Genomic DNA, 21723 nt, shown 5'->3' on the forward strand with positions numbered 1-21723 from the left:
GGCCCCGGATGAAGGGGGCCGGACTCAGTTACGGGCAAAGTTACGCGTACTTAAAAGGGTTTAGAAGGTCGTGATGATACCGAAGTAATAACGGCGACCATAGTAGAGGGTATCGAACACATAGGGCGTACCATTGCCGACATTGCGGTATTCCTCCGGCGAATAACGCGTCACCGTATCATCGAGCAGGTTCTTGCCTTCGGCAAACAGTTCGAGCTTCTTGTTGACCTTATAGGACATGCGCGCATCCAGAGACTTCGAGCCGTTCTTGTAGATGGGGGTCACGGTCTTGAAGTAGCTGGTCGCGCCGCCATAGGGCTCAAGGTTGATGCCGAGCGCCTGTTGGGTCGCTTCGTTCGGCACGCGGTTGGCGCTTTCGCTGGCGTCCATGCGATCATAATAGAAGTCGCGCTTTTGATAGGCGACGCGGGCGTTGAGACGGCCGTCATCGTACCAGAGATTGACGTTGTAGTAGTAGTCGGACTGGCCGCGCGGCGGCAGGGCCTTGCCGGTGATCGGGTCAATCGCCGTATTGGCGGCGTTCGACTCGGTCTTGGAATAGTTGAAGCCCGCGCCTGTATATCGCAGATACCACGGCAGGTAGGTGAAGGCGGTCTTCGCAGACACTTCGAAACCGGTTTGCTTGAGCCCGCCGGGACCATCTTCAAAAGTATCGGCGATGTACTTGGTGCCCTCAAGCTCGTACTCCGGCAGGGTGACGTTTTCGGGACGCTGCGTCTTTACGTCGATGCTGTAGGAGGCCACAGACACCTGCGTGTCCTTGTTGGGATACCATTCCAGCGACAGGTTGGAGGTGGTGGCCTCATAACCCTTCAGCTCCGGATTGCCGATACGACCCGAGCAGCGGGTAGCGCTCGAAGCGGTAGGGTCTTCGGTGTCCGGGTCACCGTCGTCGAAATAGCCGGGATTATTGGCATAGAAGTTGAGCAGGGCCTGATCGAGCTTATAGCAGTTGGCCGCACTCGTCCCGGTCAGGTTGGTCATGCTGGGGCGCGCGCGCTGCTTGGCAATCGAATAGCGCACGACCACCTGATCCTCGATCGGCCAGACGGCCAGGTTGAAGCTCGGCAGGAAGTCTTCCGACTGGCGGTCGATCTGACTGATGCGGCGCGACACAAAAACGTCGGTATAGGGGGCCGGATTGTTGGCCGAAACCTTGGTCGTATCGAGCGTGCGGTTATAGAAGTTGATCGAAGGTGCGGCATGCACCTCGATGCGCTGATAGCGGAAGCCGAGATTGCCCATCACCGGCATACCGAACAGACGGGTTTCGAAATCGCCCATCAGATAGGCCGAGGTCGTGTCTTCTTCAGTCGAGTAGCTGGGGCGGGTATAGGTCTTGCCGTCCGACGCGATACATTCGTACAGGCAGTTCAGATTGTGGTGGCTGAGGTCGGCATATTTGCCAAGCGTGCCGAAGAAGCTGTCGAAGTCGAACGCCGTCCACGAATTGATCAGGGCCCCGCGGTCCGGCATGCCTTCGAAATAGTTGGCGCCCGGCATCTTGATGATGCTGTTCTGCAGCAGTTCGCGATACTGGGCCGGGGTGAGCATATGCTCCTTTTCCAGACGGTCCTGACTGGTCGGGCTGGTCACAAGGGTGCGTGAGCCATACTGACAGTTTGCGCCGCTGACGCTGGGGTCGCACAGGCGGATATAGTCGAGGCTGCGGGCCCGCGACAGGGTGACGCCCGGTGCGATGTTAAACCCGCCCTCGCGCCACGTCTTGTTTTCGCGCGCCGTATGAGAGACGCCGAACTTGACCGTCTTTAGCGGGCCAAAATTATCGAAGAAGCGCGTCACATCGAGTTGAAGGTTCAGCTCGTTATTCTTGTCGGCCTGCGGCGTGTATTCCAGACGCGCCGTGGTCGTCGGATTCTGGAAAACACCAGGACGCGGCGTCGCTCCGGCATTGTCGGCCGCAGTGGGGTAGAAGGCCGAAGGACTGCTCAGATCGACATTCGGCACCTCAAACGTCCACAGGCCGTTTTCCGGGATCATGTAAAAACGCGCCGAAGGGATGGAGGCGATGATCTTGAAGGCATCATCTTCGCGCTCGCCCTTGGCAAAGCCGTACTGGATGCGCCCCTTGGCGATCCACTGACCCTTTTTATAGTCGAGGCCGATCTGGGTGTAGTGCTGTTCATTGGTCCGCTGAATATCGCGCACCTGGCTGTCATAGTTCAGCGTGGTGACGCCATTGCCACGGATCAGATCGTACTGGGTAATGTAATGGTTGGCATTGACCACCACATTGCGCATGTTGGTGCTCAGCACACCCGCCGTCGAGGTCGAGCCGGAAGGCGCGATGATCTGAAGGTTATAGGCCTGAAAATCCTGTTTGCGGATATTGGGGTTGTAGGAGATGAAGCCGGTCAGGCTGTCGCTGAAACGATAGTCGGCGCGCAACTGGAACGAGGTGCGCGTATCGCGGCGGTTTTCACGCCGCATACGCGGCAACGACGGCGCATAGTCTTCCCACTGCGCATAGCAGTTCAGACGGCTGTTGATACCCGTCGTCGGCAGGGCCGCGCAGCCGGCCTTGGTGGTGACGGCGGCGGCCACCTTATCGTAGGGCGTGGTGAAGGTCTTTTCCGGCGAGTTGTCGTGATCGCCGGATGGCTGATAGCCGATCTGCTTGTCTGACACGCTGTTGAAATCGGTCGAAGTGCGCCCGTCGTCATAGGTGAAGTTGAACAGGACCCCCAGACGGTTATCGAGGAATTTGCGCGTCAGGATGAGGTTGGCGCGCGGCGACCAGTTGCCGTCCAGGGTATTGCGCTGATACTGCAGATTGAATTTGTACAAAGGCTTGGCGAAGTCGAGACCGCCGCGCTGTTCGATCTTCACCGTGCCGCCGACGCCGCCGGGGCGCATATCGGCGGTCTGGCCCTTGATCACGTCCACGCTCTTGATCAGATCCGACGACATGTCGTTGAGGGCCGTTACGGAACGTCCGTTTTGCGAATCGGTCGGCAGCATGGACATGCCATCGACTTCGATGCGGATCAGATCGGCGGTCTGGCCGCGAATGGTGAAGCCGCCCTGATCGCCGGAGTCGGTTACGTCGAGGGCCACACCGGCGATGCGCGCGATGGCCTCACCGACGTTCTTGTCCGGGAAGTTGCCGACGTCGTCGGCGACGATGGAATCTTGAGCTGTCGCCGCGCGCTTCTTGCGGTTAATGGCCGACTGTTCGGCGCGGCGCGCACCCACGACGATCACTTCCTGAACGCCATCGGCAGCCGACGCGGCAGGTTGTGCGGTTTGCGTATTCTGGGCCAGCGCGGCACTGGCGGTACTGAGCGCCAGAAGAGAGGCGCTGAACATAAGGGCGGTGCTTCTGAGTTTCATGGTGTTTAATCCCTTCCCATTGTGCGTCCCCGGATTGGTTTCCGGGTGGTGTGATTGGTGCGTTGAGGCGTGGCCACCGGTGTCATGCTGCGGCCGGAAAACCGTTTATCTCGGGTGTGTTTTTACCCAGTCGGCATAGGCATCGAGCGCCTTTTTGGGGCCGTTGCCGTACCAGGAATAGCCATTGCGACGGCCCTTGGAGATGTTATTGACATCGTCCTGTATCGACTTGTCCCAGTCGCCGAAGATGGGCTTACCCGTCTGAATGTCGTAATTGCGCGACCAGATCGGCCCCGCCCCCGGCTTGTCGATCAGCTTGCGGCCCTCGTCCTTGCTGACCTCGGTAAAGGCCTTGTCGTAAATGGCGTGGGCTTTGAGCCAGTTGACGCCGGCATGGATGGCGGCGCGCACCTCCGGCGTGGGCTTCGGCTGACGCATCAGAAACAGCAGCACATCCGTGCTCTCAGAACTGGCCAGAGAGCGCATCTCGTAATTGCGCGCCGAAATGGGGGCGAGCGTCAAAGCATCGACCTGCTGCGGCCAGACGGTCTTTTGGCCGTTCACCATGATCTGAGCGTCGAGAATGGGGCGCAAGGCGCGCGCGGCAGCCTCACCGGCCTTGCGGCGCAGATCAGCGGGCACGAACGCAAAATCCGGCTTACCTTCGGCGATATCGGTCAGGAGCAGGGCGGCCTGCGCCACCGCATCGTCATTAAAGGTAATCCCGTCGTGGAAACCGCCTTCGAGCGGATAGTTCTGCGGCCAGCCGCCATTGGGATACTGCGCCATCAGCAGATAGGCGATGCCCTTGAGAATGCTGGCGCGGTAGGCGTCGCCATCCTTGCCGGGTATTTGCGCCTGCACGCGGCCCAAAAAGCGCATCTCCGTCCACGTCGCGCCATTGTCCAGCGTGCCGACAAAGGTCCAGAAGCGGTCGTGCGGGGCATCGAAACTGCCCGTATTCAGCTCCATCGTCTCCGCATTATTCCCAAAGCGCTGACCCCGCAGGCGTGGCGGTTTGGTGCGATCCTGATTCTTGCTCCAGCCGCCCGACGGGGTCTGGAAGCTTACAATCGTGTCGGCCATGGCGCGCGCTTCGGGTGTGGCGTACCAGGCGGCGTCCTTATTGAGCGCCATCTTGCCGCTGCCGGCGACGGGCGGCGGGGGCGGGGTTTCGCCAGGCTGAAGCTCGGCGGCCAGCGTCGCCTTGTCGAAGGCCATCTGCTTCTGTGAGCGCGCAATATACTCAGCCCACGCCGCACGTTGACTGGCCGGAAGCTCGCTGAGGCGGCTCGGCGTCACTTCCGGGGCCGGTGTATTGGTGCCGATCACGGCGGCGGCCGCAAATTGAGGCGTGGCGGCAAAAGACAGGGCAAGACTCGCGGCGGAGATCAGGCCCACCCATCTGGCTGATGGCATTTTCGTCCCTTTTATCGGAATGTATTTTTTAAAATAGATACTCTAAGCCCGGTGGGGTGTAAACGAAAATGCTCACTTTCGACGTATTTTTTGAAATTCTTTTCATTTGCGAAATAATGCGGCATTGCAGCGTAAATGGATGAAAAAAACTGTGGCTTTTTGGCCATTTTTTGATTGAACTTGCGCGTTCGTGAAGAAATCCCCCGGCCAAATACGGTTGCTATGGCGGGATGGCGGTATTATGAAAAGGGTAAATTCGGACCCTGAGCCGAAATTGAAAGGGCCTGAGCGGGAGTAAAACCGCTCTCCGGTGATACAAGATTACAAATAAAGAGACTGCGCAGGCCGCCGTCCGGTTGTGGCGGGCCGCCCTAACGCGGCCGCAAGAACCCGCTGACCCCCCTACAGGAAGACCGCCCATGCCGATTTCGCTTTCCCGCCGTCACCTTCTGGTCACCGTCGCAGCCACCGGGGCGTCTCTGGCCCTGCCCGCTCAGGCGCAGGGCTCCCGCATTGACCGTCAGGCGCTGGTGCGGCGGCACAACCCGATCCTGACCACGCCTGATCCGCATGCGCCTTTGATGGTGGGCAATGGGAATATCGGCTTGACGGCGGACATTACCGGCCTTCAGACCTTTACCGAGCCCTATTCGAAAATCGCGCCGCTGCTGATTGAGGCGCAATGGGCGTGGCACAGCTTCCCCAATCCGCAGGGCTATACGGTCCGCGATACGCAGATCGAGATCGACGTGCGCGGGCAAAAGCGCCGCTATGGCTATCTTAAAGACTGGGCCGAGGCCGCGAAGAACCCCGCGGTCGCATGGATCCGCGAAAACCCGCACCGCTTCTCACTGGGGCGGCTGTCTCTCGACCTGCGGGCAAAGGATGGGACACCTGCGCGCTTTGCGGATATTAACGAGACGCAGCAGACGCTCGACCTGTGGACTGGCACGCTGACCAGCCGCTTTGTCTATGACGCAGAGGCCGTGACAGTCGTGACCCGCGTCCTGCCCGACAGCGACACGATCATGGCTGAGGTCACCTCGGCGCTGGTGACGCAGGGGCGGCTGGGCGTTTTTGTGCGTTTTGCGGGTGTGTCGAAGACGCTGAACCCCGACCCGTCGGACTGGACGAACCCGGACGCGCACATCACGACCGAGATATCGCGCAAGGCCGGTGAAGTGCGCCTGAAGCGTCAGATCGACGCGACCACCTATCACGCGGCCATCGCCGCCCCGGGGGCCGGTATCGAAGCGATCGCGCCGCACAGCTATCGGGTCAGCGCCAAAACGCCGACCCTGACGGTCATGGCGTCCTTTTCGCCTGATCCCATTGCGGCCCTGCCACAGCCCGGCATGGCCAAGGCGGCCACTGAAACCCACTGGATCGACTATTGGTCGAAGGGCGGGATGGTTGATTTCAGCGGCTCGACCGATCCGCGTGCGCCGGAGCTGGAGCGCCGGGTCATCCTGTCGCAATATCTGATGGCGGTGAATGCGGCCGGGGCCTTCCCGCCGCAGGAGGAGGGGCTGTTCTCGAATAGCTGGAATGGCAAGTCGCACCTTGAGATGCACCCCTGGCATTCGGCGCACTTTGCCCTGTGGGGCCGGCCGCACCTTCTGGAAAAGAGCCTCGGCTGGTATGTGACCTTCCTGCCCAAGGCGAAGGCGCGCGCCGCCGAGCAGGGATTGAAAGGCGCGTGGTGGCCCAAGATGATCGGGCAGGATGGCGTCGATAGTCCGTCCAAGGTCTCGCCCTTCATCATGTGGCAGCAGCCGCACCCCATTTATATGTGTGAACTTCTGTATCGGGCAGGCGATAGCGGGCGCATCCTCAAAACCTATGGCGAACTGGTCGAACAGAGCGCCGAATTGCTCGCGTCCTTCCCCTATCTCGACGAACAGACGGGCAAGTACCGGCTGGGGCCGCCGATCATTCCGGTGCAGGAGAATTTCGACCCCCTGACCACCTATGATCCGGCCTTTGAGGTGGCCTATTATCGTTGGGGGATCGAGACGGCACAGGCGTGGCGCGAGCGGGCGGGTAGGGGCCGCCGTGCCGACTGGGACGCGGTTCTCACCAAATGGCCGGACCTGCCGCAAAAGGACGGCCTCTATCTGCCTGTGCGTTCTGAGCCCGGTTTCTGGGACAAGGCGGCGGGCGCGTGCAGATCAAATGCCTTAGATGAGGTATGCCAGAACCGCGACCACCCCTCCTTCCTGATGCCGCTGGGCTGGTTGCCGGGCCGGGATGTCGATAAGCCCACTATGCGCCGCACGCTGGACCGTCTGAAACGCGACTGGGATTTGCGCCAGACCTGGGGCTGGGATTACGCCATGATCGCAATGACGGCGGCGCGGCTGAACGCGCCGCAAGAGGCCATCGACTGGCTGTTTTTCGACGCCAAAAACAACCACTATGGCCAAAGCGGCATGACGCCGCGCGTACATCTCGATGCCCATGCCGCGGCCTTTGTGCCGACCACAACGGGTGCCGGGGCGCAGGCCGATGCCGGGCCGGACGGGCCGGGCTATCAACGCGCCGCCGAAACCTATTTCCCGTCCAACGGCAGTCTTCTGATGGCCGTCGCCCTGATGGCCGGCGGCTGGGACGGGCAGGGCGAAGCGGCGCCCGGTTTCCCCAAAACCGGCTGGCGCGTGCGGGCGGAGGGTCTGCGGCCGTCCTTATAAAGGACCTGTAGCCACAGTTAGCCATTCGTGGCAATAAGTGGCTACCTATCCCTTCACCGCCGCTTCGATCTTCGCCACGTCGATCTTGCCCATGGTCATCATGGCCTGAAAGGCGCGTTGCGCGACCTCGCCGCCCTGCGTCATAGCCTCAGTTAAGGCGCGTGGCGTGATCTGCCACGACAGGCCCCAGCGGTCCTTGCACCAGCCGCACGCGCTTTCCTTGCCACCATTGCCGACAATCGCATCCCAATAGCGGTCGGTTTCGGCCTGATCTTCGGTGGCGATCTGGAACGAAAAGGCCTCGGTTTGCTGGAAGGCATCGCCGCCATTAAGCCCCAGACAGGGAATGCCGCAGACAGTGAATTCGACGGTGAGAACCTGACCCGCCTTGCCACCCGGAAAGTCGGTCGGAGCCTTATGCACGGCGGTCACCGCACTGTCAGGAAAGACGCTGGCGTAAAAGCGCGCGGCCTCTTCGGCCTCGCGCGCGTACCACAGGCAGATGGTGTTCTTGTGCATGGAAATCTCCTCCGTCTTTTTGCCTGCACCTTAGACCTCTCTGCCCGCGCTCACCATGCCGAATGTCAGGCGGAACCCTAAAATGCGCAAAAAAAAGAGAAGCAGGCGCTTCGAAAAAATAAGAAATAAAATCAGATATTTATTAAATCCAGGATGGAGATTGAAAAAACGAAGCCAAACTGCCATTATTAAACCAAATTGAAATAATTAAACAGCACCCAAGCGACGCTTCAAGGCGCTGTTTCTGACCCTATCTGGCCTCCGCCCGGGTGTGAGGCCTGCCCCACTCTGACGACCCAAACGGTCCATGGCCGGTGATGGGACGTATGTGAGAACGTGAGCGTGTATCTGATCACGTAGTTACCCGGCTCCCGGTCTTGATGTTTTAAGGCCTGGTTCGGTTTTATTTCTCTCTCAGACTTTCACCCACTGTCTTCGGACAGTGGGTTTTTTTCGGGCTACGAGGCCAATGGGATAAGGATCTAGTGGGCTGCAATGGCGAGGTGAGCGCTATTGAGACCCTCCGACTGTGCCCGTAAACTCAGCAGGCCCTTCTGCCCCGGCTTCGCGCGCACAATGGCCAGAGCCAGTCCGTTGAAGGCTTTGCGCGTGGGCGAGGGGAAGGCCGTAAAATCGGTCGGATCGCCATTGTCCGTGGCAACGATCTCGCCCGGACCTTCCAGCGTGAAGGTCACCGTCTCCTTGGCGAAGGGTACGGTCTCGCCCTTGTCATCGACAATGCGCAGGGTGACGAAGCTCAGGTCCTTGCCATCGGCATCAATCACGCTGCGGTCGGCTTCCAGCGTCAGGGCGCGGGCGGCCCCCGTGGTCTGGCGACGCGCCTCGGCCCACGGCTTGCCGTCCTTATAGACGACGGCGCGAATTTCGCCCGGTTCGTAGATGACGTAGTCCCAGCGCAGTCGGTATTCGAACGGGCGCTTCTTGATCCGCCCCTGCGACTTGCCATTGACGAACAGCTCGGCCTCATCCCCGTTGGTGAACAGGTGTACTGGCGTCACCTCCCCCTCACGGCCATTTCCCGTATCTTTGGCCCAGTTCCAGTGCGGCAGCAGATGCGCCACCGGCAGGTCGGGACGCCACCGCGCCTGATAGAGCCAGAAGCGGTCCTTCTTGAAGCCTGCCAGATCAATAATGCCGAAATAGGAACTGCGTGCCTCGTAATAGGGGGTGGGCTCGCCCAGATAATCCCAGCCGGTCCACACAAATTCGCCGGCCACATAGGGGTTCTGATCCTGAGCAGCCCAGTTACGGTCGGGTGAGGAACCGAAGTCGGCGGCAAACAGTTCGTAGGCACTGACCTGCCGGGTTTTGGGGTCGCCCCCGACGCCGGGACGCACCGGCCCGCTATTGGTACCGGGCACGGGAAACTGATACTCGCCGCGGCTTGACACGGCGGCAGAGCTTTCGCTCTGGAAGATGATCTTGTTGGGGAATTGGGCGCGGAAAGCCGGGAACTTACTGGGCAGGCTGCGGATGCCCGCCCCCTGATAGTTGAGACTGATCACGTCCATCTCCGCCGGCAGGGGCATGTCGGCCTGCGCCCAGTTCATCGCATTGGTGACCGGTCGCGTCGTGTCCTCCTCGCGCAGGATAGTCACCAGCCGCCGGGCAATCTGTGCCCCTGCTTCGCCGGAATACTGCTCGCCCACCTCATTGCCGACGCTCCAGATGACGATCGAGGGGTGATTGCGGTCGCGCCTAAGCATGGCGCGCAGATCAGCCTCGTGCCAGTCGGGGAAGATCAGGTGGAAGTCGAGGGGCGTCTTGCGCTTTTCCCAACAGTCAAACACCTCATCCAGCACCACAATCCCCATCCGGTCACACAGGTCCAGCAGTTCCGGGGCGGGCGGGTTGTGGCTCATGCGCAGGGCATTGCACCCCATCTCCATGAGCATCTCCAGTTGCCGCTCAGCCGCCCGCACATTGAAGGCCGCCCCAAGCGCGCCGAGGTCATGGTGGTTATTGACCCCCTGAAGCGGCACAAACCGGTCATTGATAAAAAGGCCTTTGTCCGCGTCGAAGCGCAGGCTGCGGATGCCGAAGGGGGTCTCATAGCGGTCGATTTCACGCGTGCCCTGCATAAGGCTCGTCACCGCGACATAGCGGTTGGGCACCTGCGTCGGCGGTGGCCCCCACAGGCGGGGTTGTAAAACGGTAACTGAGGCTTTGACGACGGTGCTCGATGCGGCGGCCACGTGCACGGACTGGCGCGGGGTTTCGCTGATGGCGCGGCCGCTGGGCTTCCCCTTTGCGTCCAGCGCGTATAGGCGCGTGACGAGCGTGATATCGGCCGCTTCAGTGCCATCATTATCAACGCGGGTGACGATATCGACCGTGGCCTCGTTCTGAGAGACGCGCGGTGTGGTGATCTGCGTGCCCCAGTGGGCCACATGCACCCTGTCGGTCTTGACCAGCCAGACATTGCGATAAAGCCCCGCTCCCGGATACCAACGTGCCGACTCCGGCGGGTTGTCGAGGCGGATGACGATGTGGTTGGCACCGCCGTAGGTCAGGTGCGGCGTCAGGTCGAGACGGAAGGAATTGTAGCCGTAGGGCCAGCCCCCGACGAGGCGTTCATTGCACCAGACGGTGGCATAGGACATGGCCCCGTCGATATCGAGGAACAGGCAACGGCCCTTGTCGGAGGCCGGGACGTGCACCTCGCGCCGATACCACGCCGGTCCCCAGGTCTTCAGCCGCCCCATGCCGCCATAGGGGCCGGTCCCCAGAAACGGGCCCGCGATGGCCCAGTCATGCGGCAGGGTAACCGCTTTCCAGTGGGAGTCATCAAAGGCGGATTGCACCCAGGTTACCTGTGCCCCCGGATGACCTTCGGGTCGGACGTGGCGTTTGTTGGGATCAGAGATAAAGGGATTGGCCGTCGGCAATATCCACGGTTTCAGCACGGGCCGCGTGGCGCTGACCTGAGTGGCATCGACGGGTCGGGCGTCCGCCTCCTTGCCATCCTCGCTCTTTTTGATCTCGGGACGGACGTCGTAGTCCAGGGCGCCGTTCAGGCCCTCGGGATCGCCCGCATGAAAGCGCCAGCCCTCATTGAGCGACAGGCGTTCGCGTCCGTTTCGGGCTTTGGCGACCGACGTCTTTGGCAAAAGGCTCGTCGCGGCGGCCGCTGTCAGCAGGGCCCTTCGGGTGGTTGGAATGGCTGGGGTCATGCGCAGTTTTTCCCTGACGCGATAAAAGTCGTCAGCTTGTTTGTGAAGGGCCAAAAGGTCCGAGCAAGTATCCTAAAGAAAAAAAGACGGACAGGCCGGGAAAAGCCTGTCCGCCCAGAGGGACGTTTCGGGGAGACAGATCAGAACTTGCTGCGCCAGCCGAGGTGATAGGTGGCGCCGGGGTTAAAGTGGCTGTAGGCCGCGTTGGCATAACCGAAGTTGGTGCGGAACGGCTCATTGGTGATGTTGGTGGCTTCGAAGGTCAACTGACCCTTCTGACCGAACCAGTCGGTATTGTAGCTGGCCGACAGATCGACCTGGGCCCGGTCCGCCGCGATCAGAGGCAGAAGCAGCCCGTTTTGCGGGGCACCCGCGGCGATGCGTTCGTCGAACCACACATAGCTGGCGCGGACCGAGAACAGGTCGTTCTCATAATAGGCAGTGGCATTGACCGTCTGTGGCGAAAGCTGCGCCGCTGCCCCGTCCTTTTCGTCGTCCAGATGTGTGTAGTTGGCGCTGAAGCCCAGACCGTCAACGATGAAGTCGAGCGGTTGCACCCATCCCAGTTCGACGCCGGTCAGATTGATGGTGTTCACATTGACCGGCTGGTTGACGAAAACATCGGCGGTGGCGGGGCCGCCACGGTCATTGATCGCTTGCTGCTGCTGGGCCGTCAGAGACGCAAAGTCGATACCGAGGTCGGTGAACTTGCGCGTTGATTGCTGCACGACCGTGTAGCCGGTGACGGTCTTCTTGAAGAGGGCCAGACTGACGTAGCCGAGACCTCCGGTGTAGTATTCGGCCCCGAAGTCGAGATTGTCCGAATAGTAGGGTTGCAGTGACGGGTTGCCCGCAGATGCCGTTTGCGCTGACGGATCAGAGAAGCTGACGCCCGGCAGCAGATTGTTCGGATTGGCGCGGGTCAGGGTCTTGGAGGCGGCGGCGCGCAGCAGCAGCTTGTCCGTCACCATGGTCGAGACGTTGAGCGACGGCAGGTTGGCGCTGTAGGTGGTGCTGGCCGTTACGAACTGACGCACACCGTTGACGGTGACCGGGCCGGTCACGGTCTGATCCGTCACCGCGCGGCGTACACCCGCATTGACCTTGAACACCAGACCGGCAAGCGGCACCTGGGTGTTGTATTCGATATAGGCGCCCTTGTTCTTTTCGTTGATCACGCCCGAAGGGGTGCCCAGCGCCGAGTTGTTGGTGAAAGGCGCGGCGCTCTTGAACGCAGCATAGTTGGTGGCGGCCTTCAGCTTGTTGAGGTCCGGCAGGATGTACTGTGTAAAGCCCGGCGTGCCGTCGAGTATGTGCGTGAAGTCCGAAGCCGGCCCAACGCCCAGATAGCTGGCGATGGCGCTTTGCGGCACGGCAGCGAAGGTGGCGGTCTGGTAGTTGGCCGAGTTGTCGAAGGCCGTGATCTTGCGATCGGCCTCGTCGTAGGCCGCCCCGACCTTCAGCGATGCACCGCTCTCGAAGTCGTAGGTCAGATCCGCGTGGGCACCGGCCGTATAGGTCGAACGCTTGACGTTCTGGATATTCACACGGTTCCAGGTCCAGCCGAGGTTGGGATCGGCGATATTGCGGCTCGGCTTGATGGTCGGGATAATGCCGTCGTTGGTGTACTGGATCGTCAGCCCGGAGTTAAACGGCGTGTTGAACAGGAAGCTCGGGGCTTCACGGAAGAAGACCGAATGGGTGTAGTTGGCCGCGGCATCAAGGCGCAGTTTCGGCGAAATCTGCCAACCCACGCTGGGGTTGACGTTGACGAAGTCGAGGCGCTCATCGAACTTGCGCGCTTCGACAAACATGGCCGAATTGGCGAAGGTGCCTGAGGTGACCACATTGTTGGCATCGACCTTCAGATTGATCGGCACCATACCGCCGGTGGCGGCCGTCGAGGAGTTGCGCACGAACCAGTTGAAGCTCGACCGGTCGTATTCCCCCTTGGCCGACGCGGCCATGATGTCGAGCGCAAAGCGCAGGGTGTCCGAGGGGCGATATTCAACAGCCGTGATCAGGGTCAGGCGGTCACGGTGACCATCCACATAGTTGAGACGACCCAGGCGCGGGATCATGGCATTGGTCAACTGATTGGCCGTCAGGCCGGGATTGAGGGCCAGAAGCGCGTTCAGGTCGAGGGTAGCGCCAGTGGTCAGACCATTGCCGGCATTGGCCGGCACCACGGTGGCGAAGCTGAAATTGTTGCCCTGCGCGTTGCTGCACGCCGTGTCGGTCGTGGGGCACGCCAGGTTGGCATTGGTCCAGCCCACCGAGTCAAAGCCGTCCGACCGGGTGCGCTGACGCGAACCGGCCAGACCGACCAGCACGCCCCACCTGTCCCAGGTTTTCGAGAAGGTGACGGCTCCACGCGGCGAGACGTCGCCGGAGGCTTCGCCGTAGGAGGCCGAAGCCGATACCGTCAGATGCTGACCCTTGTTGTCAAAGGGGCGGGCATTTTGCAGATTGACCAGCGACATGCCGCCTTCAAGCTGGCTGGCCGTCGGGGTTTTCGAGACGGTCAGGCGGGTGAACAGTTCCGATGGAAAGAGGTCGAGGTCCACTTCGCGGTTGGACGCCCCGCCGTCGATGCCGCCGTCAGAGGCCACCGCCACGCCGGCATTGTTCAGCACGATCTTGGTGAAGCTGGCGCCCAGGCCGCGCACATTCACCTGCGTGCCTTCGCCCGTATAGCCGTTGCGTGAAATCTGGACGCCCGGTACGCGTTGCAGGGATTCAGCGAGGTTCAGATCGGGGAATTTACCGATGTCCTGCGCAAAGATGGAATCCGAAAAATTGACCGAATTGCGTTTGGCGCGCGTGGCGTCCTGAAGGCTCTTACGATAGCCGGTGACCACAACTTCGGTGACGTCCGCACTGGCGGTGGGGGTGTCTGCGCTTTGGGCCTGCGCTGCGCTGAAGCTGAAACCGGCCAGAATGGTAGCAGACAAAAGGGCAAGGCGGGTCGCGCGCAGAACGCGCGTGTTTTGACGTATCATGGGGCTCCTCCCGTTGGAAAGTGGTGACGGTTCTGCGGGCGCGGGCCCTTCCGTCTTGTTTTATGGTAACGCTCACATTCTTACAGGGGTCAGATTTATTTTGTCAATTAGGTCAGTCCAATATTTGTATAACCGTCTCTTTTTGGTCAGGGTAAGCCCGTACGTACCCTGCTTTTCAATAAAAACAAGCAGATAGAAAGTGGCGGGATTTGATTTAGCGCTGTAGGAGGCACTTATAATGTTATAAATGTGCATATTTGTGTGACAAATATTGCGTCTCCCGCGACGTTGCCTCGGAAGTAGGTAGACTTCGTGCCAGATAACCTACAGATCAGCCTTCAACATTGGTCTGACAAAATGAATCGTTTTTTCGGCCAAAGGCGCGTCGTCCCGAAGAGACATCGGCGTATCCGGGCTGACGCCCATCCGGGAGCAAAGCGGTCAGCGCTCCAGACTGACGCCCATCAGACCCATAACCACCTCATTGGCGACGGCGCGGACGGTGAGGCTTTGCAGCGTCTTGTTCGCATCAAGGTCGAGGCTCAAAACGCTGGCCGCGCCACCCTCTATGCTCTCGCGGTCGGCACGCCCCTTCCAGTCGGGTCCCGGTGTGCGCACCTTGCCCGTCTTAAGGTCCACGCGCACCGGCACTTCGCCGCACAGGCGGAACTGATAGTCGTCGATGAAGTAGTCGCGCTCAATCGGCCACCAGTTTTCCGGATTACGCAGGATGAGCACGGTCTTGGTGCCGTCTGTATAGGTGACGATCACCTCGCCATTGGTCAGGCGGCTTTGCATGTGGTTGGTCGATCCCGCCATCAGCAGGAAGGCACGTTTCGCTTGTCCGCTTAAAGGCACGCTCACCTCGTCCGGATAATTGTCCCACAGGGAGGCGAAGGCGATATTGTTGCCCTCGGCGGGCGTGCGGAAGCGCAAGCCCTTGGTGGTCGTGATCTCGCCCCCCGCCTGACGCAAGGCCGCGTCGTCAATCGTCGCCGTGGCGTTGACGTGCCCGGCCCACGCGCCAATCCCCTGCGCCGGCATGGCCAGCGACACGAAGGGCGAGCGCGGCGAGCGATACTTGCCCGGCTGGAAGAGGTTGGTCACCTTGTCATTAAAGGCAGCGCTGAGGTCGATGGCTTCGGTGCGCAGGGTCTGGGGGGATGTGGCCCAGGCTGGGGCGGTCACGGGGCAGGCGGGCAGAACGGGGGTCGCGCTCTTGGGGGCCAGCCACGTAAACTGGCCCTGATACATGGCCGTAAAGGCCGGATCGGCTTCCGGCACCTTGTCGGCCCGTGCCGGGTCGATGGCCTGACCGGCCCAGACGATGCGTACCTCGGTGCGGCCCGTCAGCGGCGTTTCAAGGCGCAGCCTGGGCGCGCCTATGCCTTCAGGGGCGTCCCATCGCACCGCCCGGCCATTGACGGTCAGGCGCGCCACGCGGTCACGCCGCACGGGCAGGTCGAACAAGGCTTTACTAAAGCGCCGGTCCGAAGGGGTGACGGTCCAGATATCGGTCTGACCGGCGCGCCGATAGGCAAAGCTCAGATTCGGATGGACAAGTCGCGCCCGGTCCCATTCCGGCGGCAGACCGGGGCTGAGCGTCAGGGTGCGGCTGAGCGCATCCGGGCGCACGCCGAACAGGCCCTCCACCACGGTACGCGCCATGACGCCCGTGCCGTCGGCAAAGTCGCGTTGCGACTCCCGGCGATAGACGTCGAGATAGTTGAGGCTGCCGACATTGCCGGGCGCTATGCCCATAAAAAAGCTGGCCAGCAGGCTGCCGCGCGTAATGTCATAGGCGCTGTCCGGCCGCCCGGCCTGCCACAGGGCCAGCGCCGTGTGCAGGTTTTCGCCCATCACCACATTATTGATCGACCAGCTATAGGGCATCCAGTCCGACGAGGGCAGCATACGGTAGGGTCGGTCATTCGGCACGCCTTCGCCAGTCACGGGCAGCGGCCGCAGACGGCGTTCCAGATCGGCCGCCATGCGCGCCGCCTGAAGCGCATCGGGTGCGCCGGAGTCTATGCTGTGATAGAAGCTCCACAGGCCGTAGCTGGGGTGCAGCATTTGCTTGCCCAGATAGTCGCGGAATTCCCCATAGGCCCCGCGATCTTCCATCCATAGCCAGGTCTGCATCCCCCGCTCGATCAGAGCGGCCTCGGTCTGATACGGCGTCGGGTCCTTGCCGATCAGGGCGGCGAGGCGCGCCATCATGCGGTTGTGATAGAGATTATAGGCCGTCGTATAGGCCACGCCGCCGCCGGAATACTGCATATCGTCCGAGGCCCAGATGGCGGCATAGGCCTCATAGAGGGGCAGCTTGTCCGGGCCGTATTCGCGGCGGAACAGACGCTTTTCCCACGCCATATGCCGCTCGATCACCGGCCACACGCGTCTGGCGTATTCGAGATCACCCGTCCACAACAGATGACGGAACATCGCGTCAAAGAAGCCGATATTCATGTCGTAGTGGGTGTTGGACAGGTCACCATTGGTGTGCAGCCCGTCCGGATTGCGCGCCAGATTGGTCTTCTCTTCGGGCGGGGCGACGAAATCGGGAATGGGTCTGGTGTTCTGTTTGCGCGTCCACACGCTGAAATTTTGCCGTGCGCGGTCGTGCCAGCCCAGCGCATCCAGCGCATAGGGCCCGCGCCAGCCCAGAAGCCGCGCCCGCCACGCAATAGCCCCGTGCATGATGCCGCCGCCGTCGCGCTCATCCCACTGACCGTCAGACGCAATGTTCAGCGCCCCAATAGCCGCATCGAGATAGGGGTCGGGGGTTTCGGTACGCACGCGATTGCGTATCTGAGCAAAATGGCGGCGGGCGTCTTCAAAACGCGCCGCCAGTTCGGAGGCCGCATAGGCGGGGGAGGTCGAAAGGGTTTCGGACCGTGCGCCTGAATTGCCCGCCGTCACATCGCGATAGGTGCCAAGTTCCTCGGCCGCGCCGCGCCGCGTCACCTGTATCGCCAGATAGATCGGACTGGTCCCCAGCGCTACATGGCCGGTGACCACCTGTATAGGCGCGCTGTCGTCAGAGGCCAGAAGCTGTGCCGCATCGCCCCATTTTGTGGCATCGGACAGCTTCAGTGCGGCGGGGACGGATACCGTGCCGGTCAGGCCCGCCGTGCGGCTGTCGGCATGAAAGACCTGAGTGTCGGTGTCATAGCGCGTGCCGTCGGCATAGTCGGGCTTGAACTGGAAATACTGGCTGATCGGCACTTTTTCGGTGCCGATATCGCCGTCGCGATTGCCGCGCTGCCCGTTACCGGCCCCATAGCCAAAGACCAGCTCCGTGCCCCTGGGCAGGGCGGTTCCGCTGGCGCGCAGCAACAGGCCTTCGCTGGCGTGGTCGGCAATGACTTCGATGACAAGGCGGCCTGTCGCACCGATCAGCGGATCGCGGATTGTGTAGAGCATCTCACCGGGGCGATAGCGGCTCTCGGTGCTTTGCGCGTCATTAATCCACTTGATGCCTGCGGCGGTCCGCAGCCCCAGCCGCAGATTGCCGCCGCGTCCGGGCAGGTAGAGCGAAAATTCCGGCTTGTCGCCAGCATCGACACGAAAGGCCGTATGCCCCCCATAGAGCGCACGATTGAAATATTCGGTGCCATTACGGATGACGAAATCGCCCTTGTCCGGCCGGTAACGCAGCGGTGCCGAAATCTGACCATCGAGATTGGGCCGCAGGCCGCCTGTGGCCGCCGGGGCCTGAGCCTGGACCTGAGAAAAGGGCAGGGCGGCGGTCAGAGCCGAAGAGAAAAGCAGCAGGCAGGCGAGGGCGGAGGGACGCAGGCGGGGCATAGGAACTCCTGAGGGCATTTTCCGGTTTTATTTTTATAGGATTGCATTTTAAATATAGAGACGAAGGCGCGGTCTCAAGCCTCATTCCTCCCCGTCCGGTATAAACCGTTTCACAGATCAAAAAAAGAGCCCCGCCTTTTCAGGCGAGGCTGGAAAAGTATGTGCTCCGCATCAGGGAGTGGGCGACCGGAACACGGTTCTGACCCAAAAGACGTCTGCAGAACGTCTTAGGGACGGAAAGAAACTCTCATATCGGGATGATATTATACATATAGACACGTGACAAGCCGGATAGGCGTTAAAAAACCGCTCGGTGTGTCCCGTCAAACGGCGCGGGCTAAACGGCAGGGATTTACGTGCAAAGGATTTAGGTCTTACCAAATGGCGAGGGCATCGCTGCGTGCGCAGACGTGCAGAACTGAAGCCCTGAAAAATAGCGGTGACCGGTCGTTATAAATAAAACATCTTTAAAACAGACATTTAATTCTGTGACGGGCGCTCTCCAGACCTGTTGCCAAACCGCCAAAATTGGTTTACCTATCTATCAATTGAAGGCCAAATTGGTCAACGCTTCGCTTCAGCTTGCGGAAAGGTCAGGCCAATAGGTGGGTAAGGCGAAGGGGTGTGCGATCCTGCGTCGCCCGTCTGAGGCGCGTTTGACAGAGGTTCGTCCGCCGGTGCGGACATAACGGCATTGGGTTGCTTTAGTGGCATTTCGCAGCCCGATAACTGAGTAGGCGTAACGGCGGGGCTCCTCCCTTCGGTCTCGTCGCACTCATCCTGACTGTGCGGGCCGGCAGATCTTGCTGGCCCGTCTTTTTCGTCAGGTAAAACAAGAAATGACAATGGGTGAGGCGGTGATGAGGCGATCCATAGGCGCGAGTTTGCTGATATGTGCCTATATCTGCGGCCCGACGGGGGCGATCGCCGAGCCTGCGCGCTTCACCTTGCCCGATCTGCGCATTGGCCTTGGCAATGATAATGAGGGCGACACGATTCCGGGCCCGGCCCGCCCGAATGGCTCGATCCATCCCTCGCCGGAAACGCTCAATCCCAACAATTCCGGCTATAATCCGGCTGAAAAGATCACCGGCTTTGGACAGTTACACACCCAAGGCTCAGGCGGCGTGACGACCTACGGGACGTTTTTGCTGTCACCGCAGGTGGGGGCGCCTCTTTTCAATGAGCCTGACCATCTGTCGGATAAGGCCAATGTTGAGATGGCGGCGGATTATTACGCGGTTGATCTGGCGCGATACAAAACGCGCGTAGAAATCACCCCCGCCCACTATTCGGCCCTTTATCGTGTGACCTATCCGCAAACTGAAGAGGCGCAGCTTGTCATCGATGTGACGCGCAAGGTCGGCGGGCTGGTCGCCTCCGAAGCCGCAGAGGTGACCTATGATTCAAAAACCGGCAAGATCGTCGGTCATGTGAAGGCCAAGGGGTACTGGAATCCGGCCCTGATCGACATCTGGTTCGTCGCAAAAGTCAGTCAGACGCCTACGCGCTGGGGCATTTTCGATAATGCGACGGCGAAACCGGGCGCGAACGAAGGCCAGACGGGCCGGGATGAACGCCTGGGTGCGTGGCTGACTTTCAACGGCGACCCGTCAAAACCTGTGCTGGTTAAGCTCGCCGTCTCCTTCACGAGCGCCGAGACCGCTGAGGCACTTCTTGATCGGGAGATCCCCGGATGGGACTTCGACGCTGTGCGCCAGCAAACGCAAGCCGCGTGGAATGCGCAACTGTCCAAGATCGAAGTCTCAGGCCTGTCCGAGGCGCAGACACGACGCTTTTACACCGCGCTTTATCACGCCTCCATTCAGCCGCGCGACCGATCTCTGGATCAGCCCAAGGCCGAGCTCAATCGGCCCAACTGGGACGATCACTATACGCTGTGGGACACCTATCGCACCCTGTTCCCGCTGATGTCTCTGATTTCGCCAAAGGCGTACACCGCCAACCTCAACAGCCTGATCCATACGTTTGACAAGTTCGGGGCGGCGGATACGGCCATTATCGGCGGCCAGAATTACCATGTGGGCCAGGGCGGCGATGAAGTGGATAATGTGCTGGGTGAGGCGCTGATCCGCGGCGCAGACGGCGTAGACTGGTCGCAGGCCTGGCGCGTCACGCATTTCAATGCCTTTGAGCGCCGCCGTCCGCGCTATCTCACCGACGGTTATTTTGGTGTGGGCGATCTCAGCCCCGAACCGAACAATCAGCGCGCCAAATCCGGCTCATCGACCCTGGGCTTTGCGCTGAACGACTACTATGCGGCGCAGATGGCGCAAAAGACCGGCCACACGGAGGAAGCACAGACGCTCCTCAAGCGATCGGCCAACTGGAAAAAAATCTGGAACCCGGCCACGCAAAGCGACGGTTTCAGTGGCTTCCTGATGCCGCGCTATCCGGACGGGACGTTTCAGGATATCGACCCTAAACTCGGTTGGGACGGCAAGGTCCACAACAATGTCGGCTATTACGAAGGCACGGCGTGGATCTATTCTTACGGCGTACTCCATGATCTCGACGGCCTGATCGAGGCTATGGGCGGGCGTGTGCGCTTTAATGAACGCCTCGAATATGCCCTGAGCAGGCATCTGATCGACATCACCAATGAACCGTCCTTTTCGACGCCGTGGCTGTTCCACGCCATCGGGCGCGCGGATCAGTCGTCCTACTGGGCGCGCGATACGTTCAAATACTTCACGGATACGGCCTATCCCGGTGATGAAGATGCTGGCGCCATGAGTTCCAACTACGTCTTTAACCGGCTGGGCTTGTTTCCAAAGCTGACGACCGACCGCTACTATCTGCACGGGCCGCGTCATGCGCGCAGCGTCCTGCATCTTGAGAATGGCAAGACCTTCGAGATCACTGCCACAAATGCCGGGGCGGACCGCCCTTATATCGCCGCGGTGACGCTGAACGGTCAGCCGCTTGAGACGCCCTATGTGACTCAGGCGCAAATCCGGGGCGGCGGGCAACTCGCCTTCACCATGAGCGATACACCGGGGCAGTGGGTCTATGACGGGGCGGTCGCGGTGCTCAAGGCTTCGGTGCCAGCGCTTGTGGATGGCAAGACCTCGACGACCTGGACCGCGGTGCCGGGAGACAGCGCGACGTTTGAGCGATCCGAACCGGTCTGCCTGAAGGCCTATAGCGTCAGCGTTGGCGCAGAGGGGCCGATGCCTTCGGCGTGGCGACTGGAGGGCTGGGATGGCAAACGCTGGCGCGAACTGGACCGTCGCAAGGGGGAAGTCTTTGGTCGCCCCCACATGACGCGTGTGTTTAACATCAAAACCGCGGCCTATGCCCGCTACCGGCTGCACATGGCCGGAAAGGCGAAGACGCAGGTGGCCGAGCTCGAGTTCATTGCGGGTCCGGCTAGAACCTGCATTCAGTAATCGGCTTTCACGCGTCTTACGGCGTCTCAACCACGGGAAACACCATGTCTTATCGTCCATACGCGCTGGCCTCGGTTCTCACCGGGCTGGCGATGCTTGCGCCTGTGCTATCGTTTGCACAAACGCCGCCAGCGCAGGGGACAGCCGAATGGGAACAGCCTGAGGTGGTGGCGGTGAACCGCGAACCGATGAAGGCGACCTTCTTCAATTTCGAGAGCCGCGATCTGGCGCTGAAGGGCGACACATCGGCGTCAAAGCGCTTCCTGTCGCTGGACGGCACCTGGGATTTCAAATTCTCCAA

At 60.8% G+C, this 21723-nt stretch carries 9 protein-coding genes; 3 read left to right on the forward strand and 6 right to left on the reverse strand.

What is annotated here, in order from left to right; all coding sequences use genetic code 11:
- Positions 1-60: 60 nt before the first annotated feature.
- Positions 61-3375, reverse strand: coding sequence for a TonB-dependent receptor (locus tag PQU94_RS09305; RefSeq protein WP_272741184.1), 3315 nt, complete (start codon positions 3373-3375; stop codon positions 61-63).
- Positions 3376-3480: 105 nt separating this feature from the next.
- Entirely contained in the window at positions 3481-4794 is a 1314-nt protein-coding gene (gene pelA / locus PQU94_RS09310; RefSeq protein ID WP_272741185.1) for a pectate lyase, read from the reverse strand.
- Between the two features lie 419 nt (positions 4795-5213).
- Here pelA and PQU94_RS09315 point away from each other — a divergent pair, with 419 nt between their 5' ends.
- Entirely contained in the window at positions 5214-7484 is a 2271-nt protein-coding gene (locus PQU94_RS09315) for a hypothetical protein (protein WP_272741186.1), read from the forward strand.
- Between the two features lie 45 nt (positions 7485-7529).
- Here the strand turns inward: PQU94_RS09315 and PQU94_RS09320 are convergent, their stop codons facing one another.
- The 4 genes from PQU94_RS09320 to PQU94_RS09335 all read right to left on the reverse strand — a co-directional run bounded on the left by PQU94_RS09320 (position 7530) and on the right by PQU94_RS09335 (position 18009).
- Positions 7530-8003: a VOC family protein gene (locus PQU94_RS09320; RefSeq protein WP_272741187.1), complete on the reverse strand. Its 474-nt coding sequence runs from the start codon at positions 8001-8003 to the stop codon at positions 7530-7532.
- Positions 8004-8485: 482 nt separating this feature from the next.
- The gene (gene galB, locus PQU94_RS09325; protein WP_272741188.1) at positions 8486-11197 is read right to left on the reverse strand and encodes a beta-galactosidase GalB; all 2712 of its coding nucleotides are present in this window, start codon (positions 11195-11197) and stop codon (positions 8486-8488) included.
- A gap of 140 nt (positions 11198-11337) precedes the next feature.
- Positions 11338-14199 carry a TonB-dependent receptor gene (locus PQU94_RS09330; RefSeq protein ID WP_272741189.1) on the reverse strand — a complete coding sequence of 954 codons (2862 nt, stop codon included), beginning with the start codon at positions 14197-14199 and terminating at the stop codon, positions 11338-11340.
- A 441-nt stretch (positions 14200-14640) separates the two neighbouring features.
- On the reverse strand, positions 14641-18009 hold the full coding sequence (locus PQU94_RS09335) for a DUF4450 domain-containing protein (RefSeq protein WP_272741190.1): 3369 nt from the start codon (positions 18007-18009) through the stop codon (positions 14641-14643).
- 884 nt (positions 18010-18893) lie between these two features.
- On the opposite strand from PQU94_RS09335, the gene PQU94_RS09340 reads away from it, so the two are divergent.
- Positions 18894-21422 (forward strand): GH92 family glycosyl hydrolase, encoded by a 2529-nt coding sequence (locus PQU94_RS09340; protein ID WP_272741191.1) that lies wholly within the window; start codon positions 18894-18896, stop codon positions 21420-21422.
- 44 nt (positions 21423-21466) lie between these two features.
- Positions 21467-21723, forward strand: a 257-nt coding sequence (locus PQU94_RS09345) for a hypothetical protein (RefSeq protein ID WP_272741192.1), incomplete at its 3' end; no start/stop codon positions are given.

Origin of the sequence: Asticcacaulis currens, assembly GCF_028550395.1 — a bacterium.
Lineage (GTDB): Bacteria > Pseudomonadota > Alphaproteobacteria > Caulobacterales > Caulobacteraceae > Asticcacaulis > Asticcacaulis currens.